A 24,035-nucleotide genomic window follows, 5' to 3' on the forward strand; every position below is an offset into this window, starting at 1 on the left:
ACTAGCCGCGGGCACACGTCCACTCAGGACACCGGGGATCTGGCGTAGGTGAATCGCGTGTCGACCGTGACGATGTCGGCCAGCGTCAACAGCGACGCGGGAACCTCCTCGGCGGTGACGAAGTGCTCGAGGCTCGGGACGAAGACCGCGGTCGCGCCGATTCGCCCGACGACGTTGCAGAGGCGTCGGTGCGGTTCGTCGGTGTGGTTGGAGAATGCGACGATTCGCGACAGGTCGTAGCCGAATCGCCGTGCGAGAGAACGGATCTGTTCCTCGTCCCACGGTTGCCGGGTGCCCGATACGTCCCGGCGCAGGTATCCGATCGCAATCGGACGGCTCATCGGGCCGCCCACCCCTCGATGTCGTCGCCAGCCGGTCTGGACAGCCGCTCTCCACCGGCGGCGACGAACGATCGAACGACCTCCGCGGGAAGTAGATCCACCGTCGCTCCCGAAGCGAAGTGCGGACACCTGTGCTGACCTGAAAACCGTTGTGGCAATTCGTACATCACAACCTTCGCTCTCGTGCGGCCCCCTGGGCTGAAGGGCGCCCCGACCACGCATGACGAGACAGGCCGTGAACGGCCGGGGAGCCTGTTCTATGTTGCCGATGTCCCATGGTGCATTCAAGGCGTTTCTATGATGCCTTCATGCGACGCGAACGACTCATCGACGCCCGGAAAGCCGTCGGGCTCAACCAAGAACAGATTGCCGAACTGGTCGGTGTGGACCGCACCACCATCGGAAAATGGGAGCGCGGCGACTCCACCCCGCAACCCAACCAGCGCGGGGCATACGCCGAGGCCCTGGGGGTGGAGCTGCAAGAGCTCAGCGCGATGCTGACCAGTATGCCGCAGGGCGACGGCGAGATGCCAGCCTGGTTGAGCACCTATCTCGGAATGGAGCAGTCCGCGACCAGGATCGCCTCCTACGAACCACGATGCGTTTACGGGCTGCTGCAGACGCCCGCGTATGTCGAGGACATCGTCAGCCACGTCAGCTACAACGGCGTGTCCGCGGCATATATCGCCCGAACCGTCGAGACCCGGCTGATCCGGCAGAAGCGTGTCCGCTCCGGCGAGGTGCAGCTCAGCCTGGTACAGCCCGAGTCGGCGCTGCGCCTACGGATCGGCACTCCCGACGTTATGGCGGAACAACTTTCGACCATGGTGGAACTGTCCCGGCTGCCGAACGTCACCCTCCGGATCACCCGATACGAGGCCGGGCAGTACGAAGCGCGGCGGCTGGGCGCGTTCTGCGTCATGTCCCACCCCTGGGGTACGCCGCAGGTTCACATCGAAGGCTACGGAGGCGGACGCTTCATCACCGACGCCGAGGAGGTTCAGTACTTTCAAGGTGTGTACGACCATGCCGCGAACCGAATCGCACTGTCCCCCAGTGAATCCCGGAAGTTCATCACTGGCCTGGCAAAGGAATGGAGCAATAGACGATGAACAACACCGATCTGACCTGGCGGGTATCGACCTTCTCGGACAACGGAACCTGTGTCGAGGTGGCGGTGACCCCCGACGGCGGTGCGCTGGTACGCAATTCGAACGCGCGTGAGGCCGGGACACTCACGTTCACCCAGGCAGAGATGGCCGCATGGGTCAAGGGAATCAAAGCGGGCGAGTTCGACGACTGGGCGTAGGTTCCCCCGCCCATGGGCTGCGCCCCGGCGCGCCGGGGCACCATCGGGCGCCGGAACCCGATGCACGACGGTGGGCCACCTCACACCGGAACCGGTACGTATGATCCGCATCCGCCCGACGGCGACCGCGCAGCAAGCCGAACACGACGGTTCACCCACGCACGCCCGCTCGATCGGACGCCCGCACACGTTGTGATCCGGCTTTCCAGGCCCCCCGGGATGTGACACGCATTGCAGGCCCGTAACGAGGCCGGGCCCAGGAAACATACTGTCCGTGTGGACCAGGACGGGAATGCGGAGCCACGTGGTCGCGCGACCACGTCCGATTCCGGCATTCGGGGGGACCGATGACACCGAATCGCGAACGCACCGCGCGCGCTCCGCGGTGGCGGCGGCTGGCCGGGATGGTTACCGGATTCGCGCTGCTGGCCGGCGCGGGGCTCACCGCCGCCTGCGACGCGACGAGCACCGCGGAACCGCTCGCGCAGCCGGTGTGGCTGTGCCGACCGGGTATGGCCGACAATCCCTGCAACCAGGACCGGTTCGGATCTCCGCAGGTGCCGGGACAGACGTTCACGGTCCGGCGTCCGCAATCGCACACCCGCACCGATCTGGACAGCACGGTCCTCGCACGCGAAGGCGGCGCCACGGTCGAACAGCTGCCCACTCCGAGCCGTCCGGCGGTGGACTGCTTCTACGTGTACCCGACCGTCGATCCGGTGGCGAATCCGCTCGACCAGAGCGGGAATCAGCCGCCGAAGCCGACCGATATCGAGATCGATACGACCTTTGCGCAGGTCGGGCGGCTGATCAGCGACTGCCGCATGTTCGTGCCGAACTATCGGCAATTGCCGATGCCGCAGGTGTTCGGCCGGAACAGCGGTGTCCTGGACTTCTCACGCGGGGCCGGGGACGTCGAACAGGCCTGGGACCAGTACTGGGCGCACGACAACATCGATCCCACCACCGGCCGCCACCGTGGGGTGCTGCTACTGGGCCACTCCCAGGGCAGCTATGTCCTGCAGACCCTGATTCAGCAGCGCATCGAGGGAAATCAGCGGATGCGCGCACACCTGATCAGCGCGATCCTGCTCGGCGCGAACACCATCGTGCCCATCGGCCGGGACCGCGGCGCGAACGATGCCGGCTCCACCTTCCGCGACCTGCCGATCTGCACCCGCAGTGGGTCGACCGCGCCGCTGCCGACCGGTTGTGTGGTCGCGTTCTCGACCTACCGCCAGTCGCCCGGGAAGCTGCTGCCCACGACCGCCCGGTTCGGCCGCACCGACCGCACCCACCAGGTCGCCTGCGTCAACCCCGCGGCCCTGCTCCGCGGCGCACCGACGTCCGCGACGACCCCGGTGACCGCCGAACTGCCCACCACGACGGTGACCCAGCACTGGACCGGGCGGCCGTTCGACACCGGATTCGCGCGTTATCCCGGTGCGCTGACCGCACGGTGTACCGGCGGCATGGACGCCGAGGGCACCGCACACTGGCTGCAGATCGGCGGCGACACCGGACTCGCCCGCCCGACCAGCGGAGCCGGCCTGGGGCTGCACATGGACGACTGGCAGTTCGCACAGGACGACCTGGACGCGCTGGCGGTGGCCCAGAGCAAGGCATGGCTGGCGACCCACACCGGCCCGCACGTCTAGCCCGATCCTGTTGCCGTACCGGCATTTCGGATATGCCGACTCACTCGGCGAGCGTCTCCCACTCGAAGCCGTCCGGATCGGTGAACGTCCCGAGCCCGCCGCCGAGGACCACCCGATGCGATCCGGAGCCTTCCGGGGAGACACCCGCGTCCTTGGCGGCGGCGCGCCGCCCGTAGAGGGCCAGCTTGATGGAGGATGCCGGGGCGGCGAACTCGACGTATTTACTGCCGAATCCCTTCGCGACCGTCAGACCGCGCTCGATGTAGAACTGCTTGGTCGCCTTCACGTCGTCGACGCCGAGCAGGACGACGAAATCGTCCACCGTGCGGGTGGCTGTGCCGGAGTCCTTCTTCGCGGAGGTGGCGATCTTCCAGAGCGTCCCGTCCGGAGCCTGCACAACCCCGCCGTAGCCCCAGAAACTCTTCTTCGCCGCCTTCACCGTCGTCGCACCGGCCGCGAGCGCGGACTCGAAGTAACTGTCCACCGTGCTCGGTCCGGAGACCACCAGCGAGAGGGTGAAACCGCGGAACCCGCTGGTCGGCGCGTCGGAGACGCGTACCCGGAGCCGGTCGCCGAGGCCGAAGGCGGCATCGTAGAACGCCGTGGCCGCCGCGGGATCGGGCGCGGTCAGAATGACGGATTCGATACCGGTTGTGTTCGTGGTGATGTTCATATCGATGACGCTATTCGCGGACCTGTGACCAGAGCTTCTCGATTCCTGACCGGTCCGCGCGGGACGGGCGCCGGATCCCGGCCCAGCCGGGAACCGGCCACTACGGGTTAGCATCCAGCCTGTGCCCAGCATGCCGCAGTTCCCGTTCCGAGGTCTCCGACGGACCATCCCCGCCGCACGCCCCCGGATCCCGGTGCCGACGGCGCGGGCCATCGTGGACTGCGCGGTCTATCGGGACGGACGCCGGCTGCCGGGCCGATTCACCCACGCCGCGGCGCTGGAGAACGTGCGGGAGAAGGGTTCGGGATTCGTCTGGGTGGGCCTGCACGAACCCGACGACGCGCAGATGGCCGACGTGGCGCACATCTTCGGCCTGCACGAACTGGCCGCCGAGGATGCGGTGCAGGCGCACAACCGCCCCAAACTCGAACGCTACGACGACGTGCTGATCCTGATCCTGCGCACGGTGAAGTACGTCGAGCACCAGCGCAACGCGGTCAGCGAGATCGTGGAGACCGGCGAGATCATGGTCTTCCTCGGACCCGATTTCGTGATCACGGTCCGACACGGCGAGCACACCGGCCTGGCCGGGGTTCGCCACGACCTCGAGGACCGGCCCGAGCGGCTGGCGCTGGGGCCGAGTACCGTCCTGCACGCGGTCGCCGATCACGTCGTGGACTCCTATGTGGTGGTGACCGGGGAGATCGAGGAGGACGTGGACGAGATGGAGGAGGAGATCTTCAGCCCGCGCAGCCGCGTCACCATCGAGGCCGGCTATCAGCTCAAACGCGAGGTGGTCGAGTTGCGGCGCGCGGTCGCGCCGCTGGCGCTGCCGCTGCAACTGCTCAGCCACGAGTCGAATCTGCCGCTGCCCAAGGAGATTCGGCGTTATTTCCGGGATGTGGCCGATCACCACACCGCCGCGGTGGACCGCATCCGCGACTTCGACGAATCGCTCAGCGCATTGATCAACGCCGCGCTGGCGAAGGTGGGCGTGCAGCAGAACACCGATATGCGAAAGATCTCGGCTTGGGCAGCGATCGCGGCCGTGCCGACCATGATCGCCGGAATCTACGGCATGAACTTCGAGCACATGCCCGAATTGCGTTGGGTCTGGGGCTATCCGGCGGTAGTCGGGATCATCCTGCTGATCTGCACCGGATTGTTCGTCAACTTCCGGCGCAACAACTGGCTGTGAGCAGCGGGAGATGTCGATGACCGAACCCCGCCCGGCCGCGCGGCGCTCGGACGCCGAACGCAACCGCACCCGCATCCTGGACGTCGCGCGCGACGCGCTGGCCACCTCGGGCGATGTCAGCCTGCACGCCATCGCCAAACGAGCGGGCGTCGGGCAGGGCACGCTGTACCGGCACTTCCCGACCCGGGAGGCGCTGGTACTCGCGGTCTACCGGCAGGACGTGGGCGAGCTGGTCGACGCCGCGGACGCGCTGCTCGCCGAGTACGAACCGTGGGATGCGTTGTCCCGCTGGCTCGTTCGCCTCGCCGACTTCGGCCGGGTCAAGCACGGCCTCGCCGATGTGCTGCAGACCGCCACCCGCGCCGCGCTCTCGGACGAGCACTACCAACCGGTGATCGACGCGATCGACCGGCTGCTGCGCGCCTGCCGGGCGGCCGGGCGGGTGCGCCCGGACATCGAGGCCGAGGAACTGCTGCTCCTGGTCGGATTTCTGTGGCAGAGCCAGCAGGACGCCGCGTGGGAGCAACGCTCCCGGCGCATGCTGGCCGTGGTGCTGGACGGTTTGAACACCCTGGGGTGAAATTCTGCCCACCCTCAGGGCGCGGGAGTCATCACGAGGGGTGCTGTCGACGGGGCGTCCGGCCGAGGAGATTGGAGATATGCACTCCGCTCCGTCCCAGCCCAGAGGGGAATCGACCATGCCGACCAGGACCGCACCGCACGCCGACCACCCGCACATCGTCCCCGTGCCGCGGGCCGTGCCCGAGGTCGATCCGAACGCTGTCGTGCGGTCCGGGGGCGGCTGCGATCTCACCGTCGGCGAACTGGACAGCTGGTCCAATCGCCTGGCCCGACTCCTGCTGCAGGACGGCGCGGGACCCGGCACCCGCATCGTGATCGCCATCGACGCCCCGATCGAGGAACTCGTCGCCGAACGTGCGGTGACCAAGATCGGCGGCATCGCGGTGCACGACAGCCAACTGCCCGCGTGCGGGACGCATCGAGGAATCACCACCCGGCAGTCCCGACGCCGAACGGACAGTATAATCGAGTGGCTGGTCCTCGATGACCGCACGACGCTGCGACGCTATCTGTCCGGTTCGGACGCGCCGCTCGGTACGACCGATCATCCGGTGCTGCGCCGGACCGCCTGACCCGGCCCTCTCGGATGCCCCAACCGAATATCCGGGGAGGTGCAACCGAACCACATCCACCGCACATCTCTTGCCGCGCAACGATTCCCGAGTGACTCGTCGCGATGCGAACACGCCGCGCCGCGTCCCGGCATTCATCCCGTGACCCGGCCGACGGCAGAATCCAGGAACTCAGCATGCAGCAGATTGCCGCCCCGTCCGTCGAACCGGCCACACCACCGGGAACCTTCGAACTATCGGCCGCCCAGCGCGGCATCTGGTTCGCCCAGCACATCGCGGGTGATGTCCCGATATCGATCGCGCAGTACGTCGAGCTGATCGGCGAGGTGGACATCGAGCTCCTGGGGCGGGCAGCCCGGCAGGCCGGTCGCGAATTCGGCACCGGCTACCTCCGGCTGGTCGAGGTCGAGGGCCGCCCGCTGCAGCTGGTCGACACCACCCTCGACGACCGGCTGGACACCGTCGACCTGCGCGCGGAATCCGATCCGGAGGCAGCCGCGCAGGCGTGGATGCGCACGGAGTACCGCGCACCGCTGGACCCGCTCACCGATCGGCTGGTCAACGTCACGATGCTGCGCCTGGCGCAGGATCGCTGGTTCTGGTATTCGCGGATCCATCACATCGTGCTGGACGGCATGGGCGCGCTGAGCCTGGTGCAGCGCACCGGCGAGCTCTACAACGCGGCCCTCGAGGGCAGGCCCGCACCGGCGTCGAGGGCCGAGGATCTGCGCGCGGTCGTGGAGGCCGATCGCGCATACCGTGATTCGCATCGCTTCGCCGCCGATCGGGCGTACTGGCTCGATCATCTCGACAATATTCCCGATCCGGTGAGCCTGGCGGGACGGCTCGCCGAGGCCGACGCCCACCCGAGCCGGGTCACCAGCGCGCTGCCGAAAAATACCGGGGCACTGCTGGATTCGGTCGCGCAGGCGACCTCCTCCGGGGTCGCGCCGACCGTGGTCGCGGCCTTCGGGGCGTATCTGGCCGCGATGACCGGCGCACCGGAAGTCGTACTGAGCCTCCCGGTTTCGGCACGAACCACCGCGGTCCTGCGCCGCTCGGGCGGCATGATCGCCAATGTGGTCCCGCTGCGTCTGGCGATTGCGCCGCAGGCCACGGTCGGCGAACTGATCGGCGCGGCACAGCGCGAACTCACCGGTGCGCTGCGCAGGCAGCGGTACCGCCAGGAGGACATCTTCCGCGATCTGGGCCGGAAGATGGACGAGGCCGCATCGTTCGGGCCGACGGTGAATTTGATGATGGTGGACACCAGGATTCAGCTCGGCCCGGTCACCGGGCGACTGCACGTGCTGACCTCGGGGCTCATCGAGGACCTGTTCCTGAATCTGTATCCCGGCGTCGGCGGCGAGAGTACGCATATCGACTTCCAGGGCAATGCGAATCTCTACAGCGATACCGAACTGGCTGCCCAGCACCGGCGTTTCCTGGGCTTCCTGCACCGGTTCCTCGCCGCCGGGCCGGACGCGCCGCTGTCGGCGGTGAGCACGCTGTCCGAGAGCGAACGCGCCGAGTTGGTTCCGGTGCGCGGCGAGCGGGACGCCGTGATCCGGACGTTGCCCGAAATCCTCTCCGCCGGTGCGGCAATCGACTCGGAGGCGGTTGCCCTGGCCGATGCGGACACCGAGTTGAGCTACGCCCGGGTCGAGGAGTCCACGAACCGGCTGGCCCGGATGCTGCTGGACGCCGGGGCCGGGCCGGAGCGCGCGGTCGCGATCTCGATTCCGCGCTCGGCCGAATCGGTACTGGCCACTGTCGCGGTGGCCAAGACCGGCGCGGCATTCGTGCCGATCGATCCGACCTATCCGGCGGACCGGATCGAGCACATGGTTCGCGACAGCGGCGTCGTCGCGGGTATCACGATCGAATCCGCCCGAAAGTCGTTGCCGGACACGGTGGACTGGCTGATCCTGGACGATCCCGCCACCGAAGTCGAGACGGCCGCCCGGTCGGCCGCGCCGATCACCGATGGCGACCGGCCACGACCGGTGCGCCCGGACCACACCGCGTACATCATCTACACCTCCGGCTCGACCGGGTTGCCCAAGGGCGTGCTTGTTCCCCACCGCGGGCTGGCGAACCTCGTCGCGGGCTCCGGCGACCGATTCGGCATCGACGCGAATGCCGTTGTCGCGCATGCGGTGTCACCCAGTTTCGACATCTCCGTCGAGGAGATCCTGGTGACCCTGGCACGCGGTGCGACGCTGGCCGTTGTCCCGCCGACGGCGTACGCGGGCGAGGAGATGACACAGGTGCTGCTCGCGCACCGGGTCACCCATCTGGATGTCACCCCGGCGGTGGCCGGTTCGCTGCACCCCGCCGAGTTGCCACGGCTGCGCACACTGGTCGTCGGCGGCGACGCCTGCCCGCCCGAACTGGTGGCGCGCTGGTCCGGTCGCACCGTCCTGAACGGCTACGGACCGACCGAGACCACCATCACCACCACCCTGAGCGAGGCGCTGGTTCCCGGCGGCCCGATCACCATCGGCGGACCGACGCGCGGGGTGTCGGCGGTGGTTCTGGACCCGTGGCTGCGTCCCGTGCCCGCGGGCACGACCGGCGAGCTGTATCTGGCGGGTGCGGGTCTGGCGCGCGGCTATCACCGCCGCACCGGGCTCACCGCCGAACGTTTCGTGGCGAATCCCTACGCCTGCGGCGAGCGGATGTACCGCACCGGCGATCTGGTCCGCTGGTGTGTGCACGAGGGTCGCCACGAGCTGCGATACCAGGGCCGCAGCGATTTTCAGGTCAAGATCCGCGGTTTCCGTATCGAACTGGGCGAGATCGACGCCGCGCTGCTGAGTCTGCCCGAGATCGAATTCGCGCTGACCCTCGGTGCGGAAACCGGTTCCGGGGCGACCGTGCTCGTATCGTACGTACTGCCGCGCCCCGGCGCCCGGGTACATCCCGCAGAGGTGAAAGCCGCAGCGGGACGGTCACTTCCGGCGCATATGGTGCCCGCGGTGGTCATGGTCATCGATCACGTCCCGCTGACGCCGCTGGGCAAGGTGGACCGAAGGGCACTGCCGGCCCCGGACTTCCGTTCCGAGACAGGGTCCGGACGCGCACCCGCCACGCCGCGTGAGGAGGTACTCGCCGGACTGTTCGCCGATGTACTCGGCCTGCCGGCGGTGGGTGTTGACGACAGTTTCTTCGCTCTCGGCGGCGACAGCATCGTGTCCATCCAGTTGGTCTCCCGCGCCAAGGCCGCCGGGCTCGGATTCAGCGCACGGGATGTGTTCGAGCGCAAGACCGTTGCGGCGCTCGCCGCGATCGCCACGGATGTGACCGATGCCGGTGTGCGCGAACTGCCCGGCGGCGGGGTCGGCCCGATCGAGCTCACCCCGATCGTGCACGCGATGCTCGAACAGGGTGATACGTGGCGGCGGTTCGGTCAGGCCGTACTCGTCGGTCTGCCCGGGGATATGGACCCGGCACGACTGGCCGGGGCCGCGCAGGCCCTGCTGGACCGGCACGACATGCTGCGTTCGACACTTCACCGGACCAGCGGCGGCTGGGAATGGCATGTAGCAGAGAGGGGTTCGGTCGATGCCGCAACCCTGATTCAGGTCCTGCACGCGAGTTCCGGGGACGAGGCGGCGATTTCGCGCGCACTGGACGAGGCCGCCGACCTGCTCGATCCCGAGGCGGGTGTGGTGGCGCGCTTCGCCCTGATCGAGCGGACCGGCTCCACGCCGCTGTGCTGGCTGGTGCTGCACCATCTGGTCGTCGACGGGGTGTCCTGGCGCATCCTGCTTCCCGATCTGGCCGTCGCCGCACAGGGCGGGAACCTCGACCCGGTCGGAACCTCCTTCCGGCGCTGGGCACACGGGCAGGTCGCACAGGCGGGTCAACGGGCGGGTGAACTCCCTGTCTGGCAAGGTATCTCGACGCACCTGCCGGACTCCGACCGGCTCGATCCCGCGCTGGATGTCGTGGCGACCATGGCCCAGCGGCACACGGTCCTCGAGCCCGGCCTCGCCGATGCCGTCCTGGGCACCGTCCCGGATCGATTCCATTGCGGCGCTGACGATGTCCTGCTCGCCGCGCTCGCCCTCGCGGTGAGCCGCTGGCGACGCCGCACCCGCACGGTGTTCACCCTGGAGGGGCACGGTCGCGAGGAGACCGTGCTGCCCGGCGCGGATATCGCCCGGACGGTGGGCTGGTTCACCAGTGTGTACCCGGCCGCGATCGATCTGTCCGACATCGATCCGGACGACGCCTTCGCCGGTGGCGCGGCGGCGGGAACACTGCTCAAGACGGTGAAGGAACAGCTGCGTGCTCTGCCGGACAAGGGCATCGGCTACGGCATGCTGCGCTATCTGAACCCCGGAACCGCCGCTGCCCTGGCGGCGGACCCCGTCCCGCAGATCAGCTTCAACTATCTGGGCCGGGCGATCACGACGACCGACGAAAACCCCTGGGTCCCGCGGCGTTTCGCGGCCACTCAGGACCGACGCGCCCCGCTGGCCGCGGCGGTCGATGTCAACGCGGTCCGCACCGACGCCGGACTCGAGGTGACCTGGGCATATGCCTCACGCCTGTTCGGCGCGGACGACCTGGACGAACTCGCCGGGTTGTGGCACGAGGCGTTGCGCGCGCTGGTCGCGCACGCGAACACCGCGCACGCGGGCGGGCGCACGCCCTCGGACTTCACCCTGATTCCGGTGCGGCAGCGCGAGATCGACCGTTGGGAACGCGAATATCCCGAGCTCACCGACATCTGGCCGCTGTCTCCGCTGCAGTACGGACTGCTGTTCCACGCGGTCTACGACACCGACACCGCCGACGGATATACGGTGCAATCGCTGCTCACCCTCTCCGGCGTCGTCGACGCGCACCGCCTGCGCGCCGCGGCACAGGCCGTGGTCGACCGGCACGAGAATCTACGCGTCGCATTCGTGGAGACGGACGACGGCCCACGTCAGATCGTCTCCGCGCGCGCCGGAATTTGTTGGCGGGAGGTCGATCTCACCTCGATCACCGATTCCGGGTCGCGCCGGCGGGAGCTGGACCGCATCGTCGCGGTGGACGCGAACACCCGGTTCGAACTGACCCGTGCGCCGCTGCTGCGATTCACCCTCGTCCGCATCGATGCCGAAACCTACCGTCTCGTGCTCACCAACCACCATCTCGTGCTGGATGGCTGGTCGACCCCGCTGCTGGTGCGCGAACTGCTGATGCTGTATGTCACCGGCGGCGACGCCTCGGCGCTGCCGCCCGCCCATTCCTACCGGGAATTCCTGGCCTGGCTCGATGCCGCCGATGACGCGCGCTCCCTCGCGGCCTGGACCGACTACCTCGCCGGTGTGGACAGTCCGACGCGAGCCATGCCGAGCCTGGCCGATATCGAATCCCCCACAACCGGCATGGTTTCCACCGATCTGTCCCGCGAGGTCGTCATCTCGCTGGAGAAGACCGCGCGGGAGGCCGGGGCGACGGTCAACACGCTGATCCAGGCCGGATGGGCGATGGTGCTGGCCATGCTGACCGGCCGCACCGACGTGGTGTTCGGCGCGACCGTGTCGGGACGTCCGCCGGAGCTGGCGGGCGTGGAGGAAATGATCGGCCTGTTCATCAACACCGTGCCCGTGCGAGTCCGGCTCGACCCCGCCGAGCGGGTGGTCGATCTGCTCGCCCGCGTGCAGGCCGAGCAGGCGCGGCTGATGGACCATCAGCACATCGGACTCGCCGCCATCCACCAGGCGGTCGGACTTGCCGAATTGTTCGACACGCTCACCGTTTTCGAGTCCTATCCGATCGACCGCGAGGCACTCACCGCATCGCTGGACGTCGCCGGCATGCGGGTGCTGGACGTCGAGGGCACCGACGCGACGCCGTATCCGCTGAATCTGATGATCGTGCCGATTCGCGAGGACGACGGCGATGCGTTGCGCATCAGCCTGAAATTCCTTAACGGACACCTCGATTCAGCGGCGGCGAACACCTTGCTCGAACGTTTCGTGCGACTGGTGACCCAGCTCGCGCAGGACGCGCACCTGCCGGTCTCCCGGGTGCAGTACTGCGACGAGGCCGAACGTCTCGCGCTGCTGCCGGTGCGCGGCCCGGAATCGGTGCCACCGCGCACCATGCCGGAGATCCTCGTCGGCGGCGCGAACATCGATCCGTCCGCCGTCGCGATCACCTCGGGCGAATTCACCATGACCTATGGTGAGCTCGACGCCTGGTCGAACCGGTTCGCGCGAATGTTGTTGCGGCGCGGCATCGGTCGTGAGGTCTTCGTGGTGCTGGCGATGACACGGTCGCTGGAATCCGTTGTCGCGGTGTGGGCACTGGCCAAGACCGGCGCCGCCTTCGCGCCCCTGGATCCGAGTCATCCCGTCGAGCGGATCGAGCATATGCTCGCCGACTCCAAGGCGCCCATCGGCGTCACCGTGACCGAAACCGGAGAAACCCTGCCCGGCACCATCGATTGGCTGCTACTGGACGATCTGAGCACGATCCGGCGCGTCATGACCGTTTCGGACGCGCCCATCACCGATGCCGAGCGCGGCGGGCCGATCGACATCGAGCAGACCGCCTACCTGATCTACACCTCGGGTTCCACCGGCAAGCCCAAGGCCGTCCTGCTCACCCATCGAGGTATCGCCAATCTGGTTGTTTCCCAACATGACTCACTGGATGCCTCACCTCAGGCGGCGGTATTGCAGGTGGCCTCCCCCAGCTTCGACGCCTCGGTCTTCGAACTCCTCACCGCGCACGGCGCGGGCGGCCGGCTGGTGATCTCGCCGCCGGAGGTCTACGGCGGAGCCCAGCTGGAGCAGCTGCTGCGCGCCGAACAGGTGACCCATGCGGTGATCACCCCCTCGGCGCTGGCCACCATGGAACCGGCCGGTCTGCCACGATTGCGGATGCTGTCGGTGGCCGGTGAGGCGGCCACACCCGAACTGATCGAGCGGTGGTCACCGGGCCGCCGGATGGTGAATCTGTACGGCCCCACCGAATTCAGCATCTGGGCGACCGGACCCGCGGAACTCGTCGCGGGCGAACGAATCACCATCGGCGAGCCGATCCGCGGTGCGGCGGTCACGGTGCTGGACACCTGGCTGCGGCCCGTGCCGATCGGGATTCCGGGCGAACTCTATCTGGCCGGGCCCGCCCTGGCGCGCGGCTACTTCAACCGGTTCGCGCTGACCGCCGAACGTTTCGTCGCCGACCCGTACGGCGCGCCCGGCGACCGCATGTACCGCACCGGGGACATGGTGCGCTGGGTGCTCGACGCGGACCATCGGCCGGTTCTGGAATACCTGGGACGCAGCGACTTCCAGGTCAAGATCCGCGGCCTGCGGATCGAACTCGGGGAGATCGACGCGGTGCTCTCGCGCGAGGAGCAGATCGACTACGCGGTGACGATCGGCCGCGCCGGTCCCGCCGGCGCGACCGTGCTGGTGTCCTACGTGCTGCCCGCCGAGCAGGCGCGGCTGGACACCGATGACGTGCGGCAGCGGGTCGCCGCACAACTTCCCGGATATATGGTTCCCGGATATATCGTCGTGCTGGAGTCGATTCCCCTCACTCCGGTCGGCAAACTGGATCGCGCCGCCTTGCCGATCCCCGATTTCTCCGAGACGAACCGGCCCTACCTCGCGCCGCGAACCCCGAAGGAGGACAGCCTCGCCCGGGTGTTCGCCGAGGTGCTGGGCGTCGAACGGGTCGGCGTCGATCAGTCCTTCTTCGAGCTGGGCGGCAACTCCCTGAGCGCGACCAAGGTGATCTCCCGTATCAATTCGGCGCTGGGATCCACTGTCGCACTGCGGGATCTGTTCGATGCGCCGACCGTCGCGCAGCTGGCCGCGCGGGTCCTCCCCGGTGCCGAGGCATCCGGCCGCCCGGCCCTGGTGGCGCGGATCCGCCCGGACCGCATTCCGTTGTCCCCCGCGCAACAGCGCATGTGGGTGCTCAACCGGATGGATCCGAGCGCATCCGCCTACAACATCGCGGTCGCCCTCCGGCTGACCGGCGCACTGGATCTCATGGCACTGGGCGGAGCACTCGCCGAACTGGTCGCCCGGCACGAGACCCTGCGCACGGTGTATCCCGCCGATGGCGACGGTGCGCGTCAGGTCGTCATCGACGCGGCAGCGGGCACCCCGGAGATCACGGTGGTCAGCACCGAGGACGGCGCACCGCTGCGGGCGCGGATCGCCGAACTCAGCGGTGCGGGTTTCGATCTCACCGAAGAGCTGCCGCTGCGCGTGGGCGTTTTCGCCCTTCCCGCCCTGGACCGGGCTCCGATCCACGTCGTCGTACTGGTCGTGCACCACATCAGCGCCGACGGCGCGTCGATGGCCCCGCTGGCCGCGGACCTGATCACCGCCTACGTTCGGAATTCCACGGGCGCCGGTACGGTTCCCGCGCCACTGTCGATTCAATACGCCGATTTCGCGATGTGGCACCGCGACCTGCTCGGCCACGAGTCGGATCCGGAATCCACGGCCGCACAACAGATCCAATTCTGGAAGGAAACCCTCACCGGCGTGCCGGAGGTGCTGGAACTGCCCGCCGACCGCCCGCGCCCGGCCGTACAGTCGATGCGCAGCGCCGATGTCGCTTTCACCGTGGACATCGAAAAGCACTGTGCGCTGGTCGATTTCGCCGCCGAACATGCGGTGACGCCCTTCATGGTCGTGCACGCCGCACTCGCGGTACTCACCGCGCGCCTCGGGGGCACCGGTGACGTGGTCATCGGCACGCCGGTGGCCGGACGCGGCGACCGGAACCTGGATGCGCTGGTCGGCATGTTCGTGAACACCCTCGCGCTGCGCACCCGGGTCGACCCGTCCACCGGTTTCGCCGCATTCCTCGACGCCGTCCGCTCGACGGATCTGGACGCCTTCGCCCACGCCGACGTGCCGTTCGAGCGTCTGGTGCAGGTGCTGGACCCGAGCCGCTCGACCGCGTACCACCCGCTGTTCCAGGTCTCACTGAGCCTGCAGAACTACGTGGCGCCGCTCCTGGAACTGCCGGGCCTGCGCGTCGAAATCGAGGAAGTGGACCGCGACTCCGCGCAGTTCGACCTGACCTTCGATCTGCGCGAGCACTTCTCGGACAACCGACCGGCCGGACTGGACGGCGTGCTGACCTACGCCACCGACCTGTTCGACGAGACGACCGCGCGCACCCTGGTGACCCGCTGGCTGCGGATCCTCGATACGGTGCTCGCCCGGCCGCGGACACCGCTCGGGGACATCGAAATCCTCGACGCCCCGGAACGGACCGCGCTCGCCCCGATGCGCGGGGCCGAATCTGTCGGCACGACAACCCTTTCGGCGCTGTTTGCGCAGACGGTCGCCCGATTCCCGGATCACCCGGCTCTCGTCGCGAACGGGCGAACGATCACCTATCGCGAACTGGACGAGCAGGCCGATCGGCTGGCCGCGCTGCTGGGCGGAGCGGGGCCGGAAACCGTGGTGGCGCTGGGCATGCCGCGTTCCGCGGAACTGTTCGTCGCGGTCTGGGCGGCGGCGCGGGTCGGCGCGGCCTTCCTGCCGGTGGATCCCCGGCATCCCGTCGAACGCATCGATCACATGCTCGCCGATTCCGATGCGCGCGTCGGAGTCACCCTGGCGGCCTATCGCCCGCAACTGCCCGACAGCACGGACTGGATCGTCCTGGACGCGGCCGAACACACCACCGCTCCGCGAATCACACCGCGGAGCGATCGGATTCACCCGGACTCTCCGGCATGGCTGATCTACACCTCGGGCTCCACGGGTCTGCCGAAGGGCGTTTCGGTGACCCATCGCGGCATCGCCGATGTGATTGCCACCCAGGCCGACCGGCTCGACGTCCGGGAGAACTCGCGGATATTGCAGGTGGCCTCGCCGAGTTTCGACGCGGCGGTGTTCGAGGCGCTGATGGCCTTCGGATCCGGAGGCGCACTGGTGATCTCGCCTCCGGAGGTCTTCGGCGGCGCCGAGCTGGCCGCGCTGATCGAGGCCGAGGCGGTGACCCATGTGGTGATCACCCCCTCGGCGCTGGCCACCATGGATCCGCACGACGTATCCGATGTCCGGGTGCTGGCCGTCGCCGGTGAGGCGATGGGCTCCGAGCTGGTTCAGCGCTGGGCGGGCGACCGCACCCTGATCAATATGTACGGCCCGGCCGAATTCACCATCTGGGCAACGAGTTCGCCGCTGTCGACCGCGGAGCCGGTCGCCATCGGCACGCCGGTGCGCGGCGCGTCGGTGCTGGTACTGGACGATCGGCTGCATCCCGTCCCGGCCGGTGTCGGGGGCGAGCTGTATCTCGCCGGCCCCGCCCTGGCCCGCGGCTATCACGCCCGGACGGGCCTGACCGCCGCACGCTTCGTCGCGAATCCGTTCGGCGCGTCCGGTGAAAGGATGTACCGCACGGGCGATCTCGTGCGCTGGACCGGCACGGGCGCGCAATCGCGGCTGGAATATCTGGGCCGCACCGATTTCCAGGTCAAGGTGCGCGGTCAGCGGATCGAGCTGGGCGAAATCGATGCGGCCCTGAACCGCATCGACGGCGTCGACTTCGCGGTGACGCTCGGCGTCCCCGGACCCACCGGCGCGACCGCGCTCGCGGCCTACCTGGTTCCCGAACCCGGCGTCGAACTCGATATCGCACGGGTACGCTCGGCGGCCTCGCAAGCCCTGCCGGGCTACATGGTGCCCACGGCGTTCACGGTCCTGGACACCGTGCCCCTCAACGCGGTCGGCAAGCTCGATCGCCGGGCACTGCCCGAACCGCGGTTCGTGGCCGAGCGCACCGAGTACCGGGCGCCGACGACACCGACCGAGCATGTCCTCGCCGAGGTGGTCGGCGAGTTGCTCGGCCTCGAGCAGGTGGGCACCGACGATTCGTTCTTCGCGCTCGGCGGTGACAGCATCATGGCGATCCAGCTCGTTTCGCGGGCCAGACAGCTGGGAGTGAGCTGCACACCGTTGCAGGTGTTCGAACATCGCACGATCGCGGCACTGGCCGCGGCGGCCGACGCGGAGGAGGAAACCCTCACCCTCGACGAGTTGCCCGGCGGCGGCGTCGGGCAGGTCCCGCTCACCCCGATCGTGCACTACATGCTCGAAAGAGGCGGCGACTACGGACGTTTTGCGCAGACCGCGGTGCTGGAACTGCCGCTGGGCATCGAACGCGATCAGCTCGTCGCGACCCTGTCCGCGGTGGTCGACCGGCACGATATGCTGCGCGCCCGGCTCGTCGCCCATGACGCGCACCCGCACCTGATGGTGGCCGAGCCGGGTTCGATCGAGGTGGGCGCCCTCGTCCACCGGATCGAATGCGATACCGAGGACCCGGTCGAGCTCCGGGAATACGCGGCGAGCGAACTGGATTCGGCGGCGAACCGACTCGATCCAGCGAATGGTGTCGTGCTGCAGTTCATCTGGCTCGACCCGGTCGGCGACGCGGGTTCCCGGACCAAACCGGGACGGCTGATGATCCTCGCGCACCATCTGGTGATCGACGGCGTCTCCTGGCGCATCCTGGTGCCGGATCTGATGGCCGCCTGGGCTCAGGTCCGCACCGGGGTCACTCCGGTTCTGGCCGAGACCGGCACCTCCATGCGCCGGTGGGCCACCGCGTTGCACGATCAGGCCCACGCACCCGCCCGCATCGCCGAGCTCGGCTACTGGCAGAACGTTGTCGAAGGACCCGATCCGCTCATCGGATCGCGCGAGCTGGACCCGGCCGTGGATCGCGCGCACACCCTGCGCAGCATCGACCGGGAGGCCGATGCGGCGGTCACCGAAGCCTTGCTGACCAGGCTGCCCAGCCTGTTCGGCGGCGGCGTGCAGGACGCCCTGGTCGCCACCCTCGCGCTGGCCCTGCGGCGGTGGCGCGATACGGCGGATCACGACGTACTGCTTCGGCTCGAGGGCCACGGCCGCCAGCAGGAAGTGGTTCCGGGAGCGGATCTTTCGCGCACGATCGGCTGGTTCACCAGTCTTTATCCGGTGCGGCTCGACCTGGACGGCATCGATCCGGCCGAGGCCCTGGCGGCGGGACCGGCCATGGGCGCGGCCATCGCGACGGTCCGCGAGCAGCTGCTCGCCGTGCCCGACAACGGAATCGGCTTCGGCCTGCTGCGTTACCTCAACCCCGGCACCGCGGCACAACTGCCGCGGCGGCTGCCGGCCCGGGTGAGCTTCAACTATCTCGGCCGTTTCGCAACCGGTGACATCCCCGCGGGCCTGGAAGGACTGGGCTGGCTGCCCGCCGACGACCTCGGCGAGATGCATGCCGCCGAATACCCCGATGTGCCGGTGCAATCCGCCGTCGACGTGAACGCGATGGTCGCCGGGGATCGCCTCCGGGCGAGTTTCAGCTTCCCCGGAACGCTGCTGCACGACGACGCGGTCGCCGAGCTGGCCGATCTGTGGATCGATATGCTCACCGCGGCAGCGCATTTCGCCGAATCACCGGATGCCCGGGCCATCGCGGCGCAGTACGCGCCGAGGACCGAGCCCGGTCCGTCCGGCGGTCTCGGACTCGATGTGGTGCTGCCCATCCGGCTCGGCGGCGCGAAGCCGGCGCTGTTCTGCATCCATCCCTCCTCCGGAATCTCCTGGACCTACCTCGGTTTCGCGGAATCACTGGCTCCGGATCGTCCGATCTACGGACTGCAGGCTCCGGACCTCGGTGGGCGTGAACCGTCGCCGCGCTCGATCGAGGAGTTCGCCGAACGCTACGTCCGGGAGATCCGCGCGCTCCAGCCGCACGGGCCGTATCACCTGCTGGGCTGGTCGTTCGGCGGGCTCATCGCCCATGCGATCGCGGCCCGGTTGGAACGCGACGGCGACCCGGTCGGTGTGGTGGCCCTGCTGGACGCCGACTCCGCGGACATCGACGGCGACAGTATCGAACGGCTCGACGCGGGCGCGTTCGTGCACGAATTCGGCTCGGTGTTCGGCATCGAGAACGTCCCCGCCTCGGCCACCGCACAGGATGCGGCGGATCTGATCCGTGACCGGCTCGGCGGCGTCGAACTCGTGGACGCGGCCACTCTCGAACGCATGGCCGCCTCCTACAACGCCGCCGCACGCACCAGGTCCGGCTATCGGCGGCCCGTATTCCACGGCGACATCGTGTATTTCAGCGCGACCGCCGGCACATCCGAGATCTTCGGCCCCGACGGCTGGCGGCCGTACGTGACCGGCGAGATCACCACTCACGAGGTCGATGCCGCACACGACGACATGACCGCACCGCACGTGCTGCCGATCATCGCACGCGTGCTCGACGAACATCTTGGAGGCCACTGATGAATTCCGGACACGGAGTCCTGGTCGAGGGCATCGAGAAATCCTTCGGCGAGGTGACCGCGTTGCGCGGCATCAGTTTCACCGCGGAACCGGGCGAAGTGCTCGGCATCCTCGGGCCGAACGGCGCGGGTAAGACCACGACCGTCAACGTGCTGTCCACGCTGATCGCGCCGGACCGCGGACGCGCCCGGGTCGCCGGACACGACGTGGTCGCCGATCCCACCGCGGTGCGGCGATCCATCATGCTGACCGGGCAGTACGCCGCCTTGGACGATATGCTCAGCGGTTTCGAGAATCTGGTGATGTTCGGCAGGCTGATGGGCCTGCGCAAACGCGCCGCCCGTGCCCGCGCGCAGGAGCTGATCGGCGAATTCGACCTCACCGCCGCGGCGGGACGCAAGGTGGGCACCTATTCCGGCGGTATGCGGCGGCGGATCGATATCGCCTGCGGACTGGTCGTGCGGCCCGAGGTGGTGTTCCTCGACGAGCCCACCACCGGCCTGGACCCACGCAGCCGCCAGAGTGTGTGGGATCTGGTGTCGGACTTCAAGAATGCGGGCATCACGACCCTGCTCACCACGCAGTACCTCGAGGAGGCCGACGCGCTCAGCGATCGGATCATCGTCATCGATCACGGCGTGGTGATCGCCCAGGGCACCGCCGACGAACTCAAATCCCGTACCGGAGGCAGTTATTGCGAAGTGGTGCCCGTCCAGGCGGCGGATCTGCCCGCCCTCACCGACGCGCTGTCCGGGCTGCTGCCGCCGGAGTTCCGCCTCCCGGTCGAATCGGACCGGATCGCCATTCCCGCCCCCGACGGACATCGCACCCTCGCCGAGGTCCTTCGCCGGATCGATGCCACCGGACTCGACGTGGTCGACATCGCCCTGCGCAGACCTTCGCTCGACGAGGTATTCCTGCAGCTCACCGGCCACCCTGCCACCGAGGTTGCGGCCGAGCCCGCGGAGGTGACCGTATGACCGGGCCGCGAGCCATCGTCCGCACGGCGATCGCCACGGAGCCCGAGCGCGCCGAGGTGACGTCATGACCGCGCAGATCTGGCTGGCGCGCGCGAGCGCCACGCCGCGACGGACACAGCAGTGGTGGGTGCTGACCATCCGGATGATCGTTCCCGCACTGCAATCCGGCGAACTGCTGACCTCGATCCTGGCGCCCGCCGCCTTCACCGCCAGCTTCTACATTCCGCTGAAGACGATCATGTCTTTCACCGGAACCGGATTCAGCAGCTACGCCCAGTTCATGATGCCGCTGGTGATCCTGCAGGCATCGGCGTTCACGGCGGTCTCGGCCGCGTTCCGCGCGGCGAGCGACGCGGTCGCCGGACTCAACCGGCGATTCGGCTCGATGCCGATCGGCCCGCTGATTCCGGCCTCGGCGCGGTTGTGCGGCAACCTCTTCCGGTTGTCGATCGCGCTCGCGGCAGCGCTGGTCTGCGGATACGTCATCGGCTTCCGGTTCTATCTCGGCACCGCGCGGACGGTCGAATTCCTGTTGTTCTCGATACTGATCGGGATGGCGTTGATCCTGGGCGCCGATGTCATCGGCACCGTCTCGCGCAGCCCGGAGACGACCGCGCAAGCGCTGGTGCTGCCGCCGCTGATCTTCGGAATGCTCTCCACCGGCCTGGCCCCGGCAACCCAATTCCCGTCCTGGGTCCAGCCTTTCGTACGCAACCAACCGGTATCGCAGTGGGCGTCGGGACTGCGCGCACTGGCCGGGGACCGCTGGCCGCACGGCGACCCGGTGAGCATCCCGATGATGACTCCCCCGATCGTGTGGGCGGCCGCGATTCTCGTTTTCTGCCTGGGGTTTTCGATCCGTCTCGGCAAAGGAAGAGCATGACCGCACTCATCGCCGATCACGCGCCGCGGCCGGTGGCCGGGCCGGAGGGCTCGGTATCCGCGCTGGCGTTGCACACCGTGATCCAGACGCAGCGGCTGTTGCTGCGCTGGGCGCGTAATCCGGTCGCATTGCTGGAGACGCTGATCATCCCGTGTCTGCTGCTGATCATGCTGGACACCGTGATCGGCGATCAGATCCGCCGTTTCACCGGCACCGACGCCCTGAACAGCTCGGTGCCGCTCGCCGCCGTCGTCGGCGCGCTGTCCGGGGCGGTGGCGAGCGGAATTCTGCTCGGGCGCGAACGGGACGCGGGACTGCTGGCCAGATTCTGGGTGCTGCCGGTCCATCGTGCCTCGGGCCTGGCCTCGCGCATCCTGGCCGAAGGCTGCCGCATCTTCGCCGGGACACTGGCGATCGTCCTGGTCGGCTACGCGCTCGGCTTCCGATTCCGCGAAGGTGTCTGGGCCGCAATCGGATTCGTGTGCATCCCGGTGCTGTTCGGCGTGGCCTTCGCCGCGATCGTGACCGCCGTGGCGGTATTCACCGCGAAATCGACACTGGTGGAGGGCATTACGATCCTCACCTCGCTGATGATGTTCTTCAGCACCGGATTCGTCCCGCTGCTCGCGTATCCGCAGTGGATCCGGCCCGTGGTGCACAATCAGCCGATGTCGACGGCGGTCGACACCATGCACGCGCTGGCCGCGGGTGGACCGTTGGCCCGGCCGCTGACCTCGACGTTGCTCTGGTCGATCGGTGCGATCGTGGTCTTCGCGGTGCCCGCCGCCCTCGGCTATCGTCGCGCGAGCCGCCGATGACGCGCACGAGTCAGTTGCCGCGGTGCAGGATTCCGGTCAGATCCGCGGCCATGCCGTTCGTGTAGGTGAGGGTGCCGTCCGGATCGTGTTCCAGCGTGGTGACCACACCCAGGCGAGCACACGCCTTGGCCGGACTGTTCTCGACATGTCTGGCACGCAACATGATTCGCGTGGGACCGACGAGGGTCAACATCTCCTTGCGGGTGCAGGTGCCCTGTTTTGCGCGACCGGCCGTGACGACGGTGCCGATCTCCTGACCGGTCTTTCCCGGTTGCAGGGTCACCGCGACGTCGAAGGTGCCGGTGCCGTCGGTAGCACTGCCTTTCCAGGAGCCGACGTAGCCGGCCGGAAGCTGTTCGCCCCCGTGCGTCGCGGGCGACTCGGTGGGCGTGACGCCCGGATGTCCGGCCCAGGAAGTCCCGGCACCCGGATTCGCGGTGGTGACAGCGGCCCGCTGGGGGGCTCCCCCGGACCCGTTGCCGGTCACGGCGACACCGATCGCCACGGCTGCGAGCAACGCCGCGGCGGCCACACCCCCGATGACCAGCGGACGCCGCCCGCGCCGCATCCCCGGCGTCCGCTCGGTGCGCGGGCCGACGTCCGGAACCGAAGCGGTCGCGGTGCGCGGCTCACCCCATCCGGGCCTGGTACTCACCGCCGTGTCGCCGATATCGCCGCGGCGCGGCGGGATCGCCTCGAGCTCGGCCAATTCGGCCGCGCGCCGGTGGATTTCAGCCAGAATCGGTGCGGGCAACCAGTGATCCGGCCCGGGCGGACGCAGCGCGGCGAGCTGCCGGGCGATCCGCGCCGGAGTGGGCCGATCCTCCGGATTCTTGGCCAGACAGGCCGCCGCCAGCCCGCGCACCCGCTCCGGAACACCGTCCAACCGCGGCTCCTCCTGGATCACCCGCCACAGCATGGCGATCGTGTCGCCCGTGCCGAACGGTGCGGAACCGGTGGCCGCGTAGACCAGCAGGCCGCCGAGAGCGAAGACGTCACCCGGCGGCCCCGCGACGCCGCCGGTGATCTGCTCCGGCGACATATAACCGGGCGAGCCGATGATCTTGCCCGTCGTGGTGAGCGCGGTCTCGTCGTCGGTCGTGCGAGCGATTCCGAAATCGATCACTCGCGGACCGTCCTGCGCCATCAGCACATTCGACGGTTTCAGGTCACGATGCACCATTCCGGTGGCGTGCACATCGATCAGCGCACGGGCCAGTCCCGCGGCGAGCGCGATCAGCGAGGATTCGGGCAGCGGGCCGAAGCCCTCCACCGCGTCGGTGAGCGAGGGGCCCGAAACATATCCGGTGGCCAGCCAAGGGCGCGGACCGTCGACGTCGGCGTCGTAGACCGGTACCGTGTGCGGTCCCGCCACCCGCCGCGCCGCGGCGACCTCACGCCGGAATCGGCTGCGAAATGTGTTGTCACCAGCCAGATCCTGACGCACCACCTTGACCGCGACCGTACGTCCGGCACTGTCGCGCCCGAGGTAGACGCAGCCCATCCCGCCTACCCCGAGAATGCCCAGCAGGCGGTAGGGCCCGAGGGTCTCCGGATCGCCGACACCCAGGGGCCGAGTCCGGATGGGTGACCGCGCCGCGACCGTCTCACTCATCGGAGGCTGATTCATCAAGACACACTTTCCGTTCGGCCGCGGACATCGACCGGGTCGAGATCGCCCGGACGCCGACCGGCGGCGAACGTCGATCACACGCCATGACGACGAGGATAGTGGGAG

General features: G+C 68.6%; 13 protein-coding genes. 10 read left to right on the plus strand and 3 right to left on the minus strand.

The genetic code is table 11. The features are described from left to right. Positions 1 to 23: 23 nt before the first annotated feature. A complete protein-coding gene (locus NV1_RS38260; RefSeq protein ID WP_067903348.1) occupies positions 24 to 341 on the minus strand; it encodes a hypothetical protein in 318 nt (105 codons plus the stop codon). A gap of 308 nt (positions 342 to 649) precedes the next feature. On the opposite strand from NV1_RS38260, the gene NV1_RS38265 reads away from it, so the two are divergent. The 3 genes from NV1_RS38265 (at position 650) to NV1_RS38275 (ending at position 3,308) form a co-directional block, all read left to right on the plus strand. Continuing rightward, positions 650 to 1,453: a helix-turn-helix domain-containing protein gene (locus NV1_RS38265; protein ID WP_169813517.1), complete on the plus strand. Its 804-nt coding sequence runs from the start codon at positions 650 to 652 to the stop codon at positions 1,451 to 1,453. Further along, complete coding sequence (locus NV1_RS38270; protein ID WP_067903354.1) at positions 1,450 to 1,650, plus strand: DUF397 domain-containing protein; 201 nt, start codon at positions 1,450 to 1,452, stop codon at positions 1,648 to 1,650. Before NV1_RS38265 ends, NV1_RS38270 begins: the two co-directional genes overlap by 4 nt. A gap of 347 nt (positions 1,651 to 1,997) precedes the next feature. Then, positions 1,998 to 3,308 (plus strand): DUF3089 domain-containing protein, encoded by a 1,311-nt coding sequence (locus NV1_RS38275; protein ID WP_067903357.1) that lies wholly within the window; start codon positions 1,998 to 2,000, stop codon positions 3,306 to 3,308. Positions 3,309 to 3,348: 40 nt separating this feature from the next. On the opposite strand, the gene NV1_RS38280 is transcribed toward NV1_RS38275, so the two are convergent. Then, positions 3,349 to 3,981: a VOC family protein gene (locus NV1_RS38280; protein ID WP_067903360.1), complete on the minus strand. Its 633-nt coding sequence runs from the start codon at positions 3,979 to 3,981 to the stop codon at positions 3,349 to 3,351. 130 nt (positions 3,982 to 4,111) lie between these two features. Between NV1_RS38280 and NV1_RS38285 the strand changes: the two genes are divergently transcribed. From NV1_RS38285 to NV1_RS38315, 7 genes are all read left to right on the plus strand, one after another. Continuing rightward, the gene (locus NV1_RS38285; protein WP_157117652.1) at positions 4,112 to 5,179 is read left to right on the plus strand and encodes a magnesium and cobalt transport protein CorA; all 1,068 of its coding nucleotides are present in this window, start codon (positions 4,112 to 4,114) and stop codon (positions 5,177 to 5,179) included. Between the two features lie 16 nt (positions 5,180 to 5,195). Further along, positions 5,196 to 5,759 (plus strand): TetR/AcrR family transcriptional regulator, encoded by a 564-nt coding sequence (locus tag NV1_RS38290; protein WP_157117648.1) that lies wholly within the window; start codon positions 5,196 to 5,198, stop codon positions 5,757 to 5,759. A gap of 118 nt (positions 5,760 to 5,877) precedes the next feature. Continuing rightward, entirely contained in the window at positions 5,878 to 6,333 is a 456-nt protein-coding gene (locus tag NV1_RS38295) for an AMP-binding protein (RefSeq protein WP_067903369.1), read from the plus strand. Positions 6,334 to 6,509: 176 nt separating this feature from the next. After that, positions 6,510 to 19,616 (plus strand): non-ribosomal peptide synthetase, encoded by a 13,107-nt coding sequence (locus NV1_RS38300; protein WP_067903435.1) that lies wholly within the window; start codon positions 6,510 to 6,512, stop codon positions 19,614 to 19,616. Next, positions 19,616 to 20,596: a daunorubicin/doxorubicin resistance ABC transporter ATP-binding protein DrrA gene (locus NV1_RS38305; protein WP_067903372.1), complete on the plus strand. Its 981-nt coding sequence runs from the start codon at positions 19,616 to 19,618 to the stop codon at positions 20,594 to 20,596. The genes NV1_RS38300 and NV1_RS38305 overlap by 1 nt, the downstream gene beginning before the upstream one ends. A 64-nt stretch (positions 20,597 to 20,660) precedes the next feature. Continuing rightward, positions 20,661 to 21,479: an ABC-2 transporter permease gene (locus NV1_RS38310; RefSeq protein ID WP_067903375.1), complete on the plus strand. Its 819-nt coding sequence runs from the start codon at positions 20,661 to 20,663 to the stop codon at positions 21,477 to 21,479. Beyond that, positions 21,476 to 22,297 carry an ABC transporter permease gene (locus NV1_RS38315; RefSeq protein ID WP_067903378.1) on the plus strand — a complete coding sequence of 274 codons (822 nt, stop codon included), beginning with the start codon at positions 21,476 to 21,478 and terminating at the stop codon, positions 22,295 to 22,297. Before NV1_RS38310 ends, NV1_RS38315 begins: the two co-directional genes overlap by 4 nt. A 10-nt stretch (positions 22,298 to 22,307) precedes the next feature. Here NV1_RS38315 and NV1_RS38320 read toward each other — a convergent pair whose 3' ends face one another. Beyond that, positions 22,308 to 23,912 (minus strand): serine/threonine-protein kinase, encoded by a 1,605-nt coding sequence (locus NV1_RS38320; protein ID WP_067903438.1) that lies wholly within the window; start codon positions 23,910 to 23,912, stop codon positions 22,308 to 22,310. Positions 23,913 to 24,035: the final 123 nt, after the last annotated feature.

It is taken from the genome of Nocardia vaccinii NBRC 15922, assembly GCF_001613305.1.
Lineage (GTDB): Bacteria > Actinomycetota > Actinomycetes > Mycobacteriales > Mycobacteriaceae > Nocardia > Nocardia vaccinii.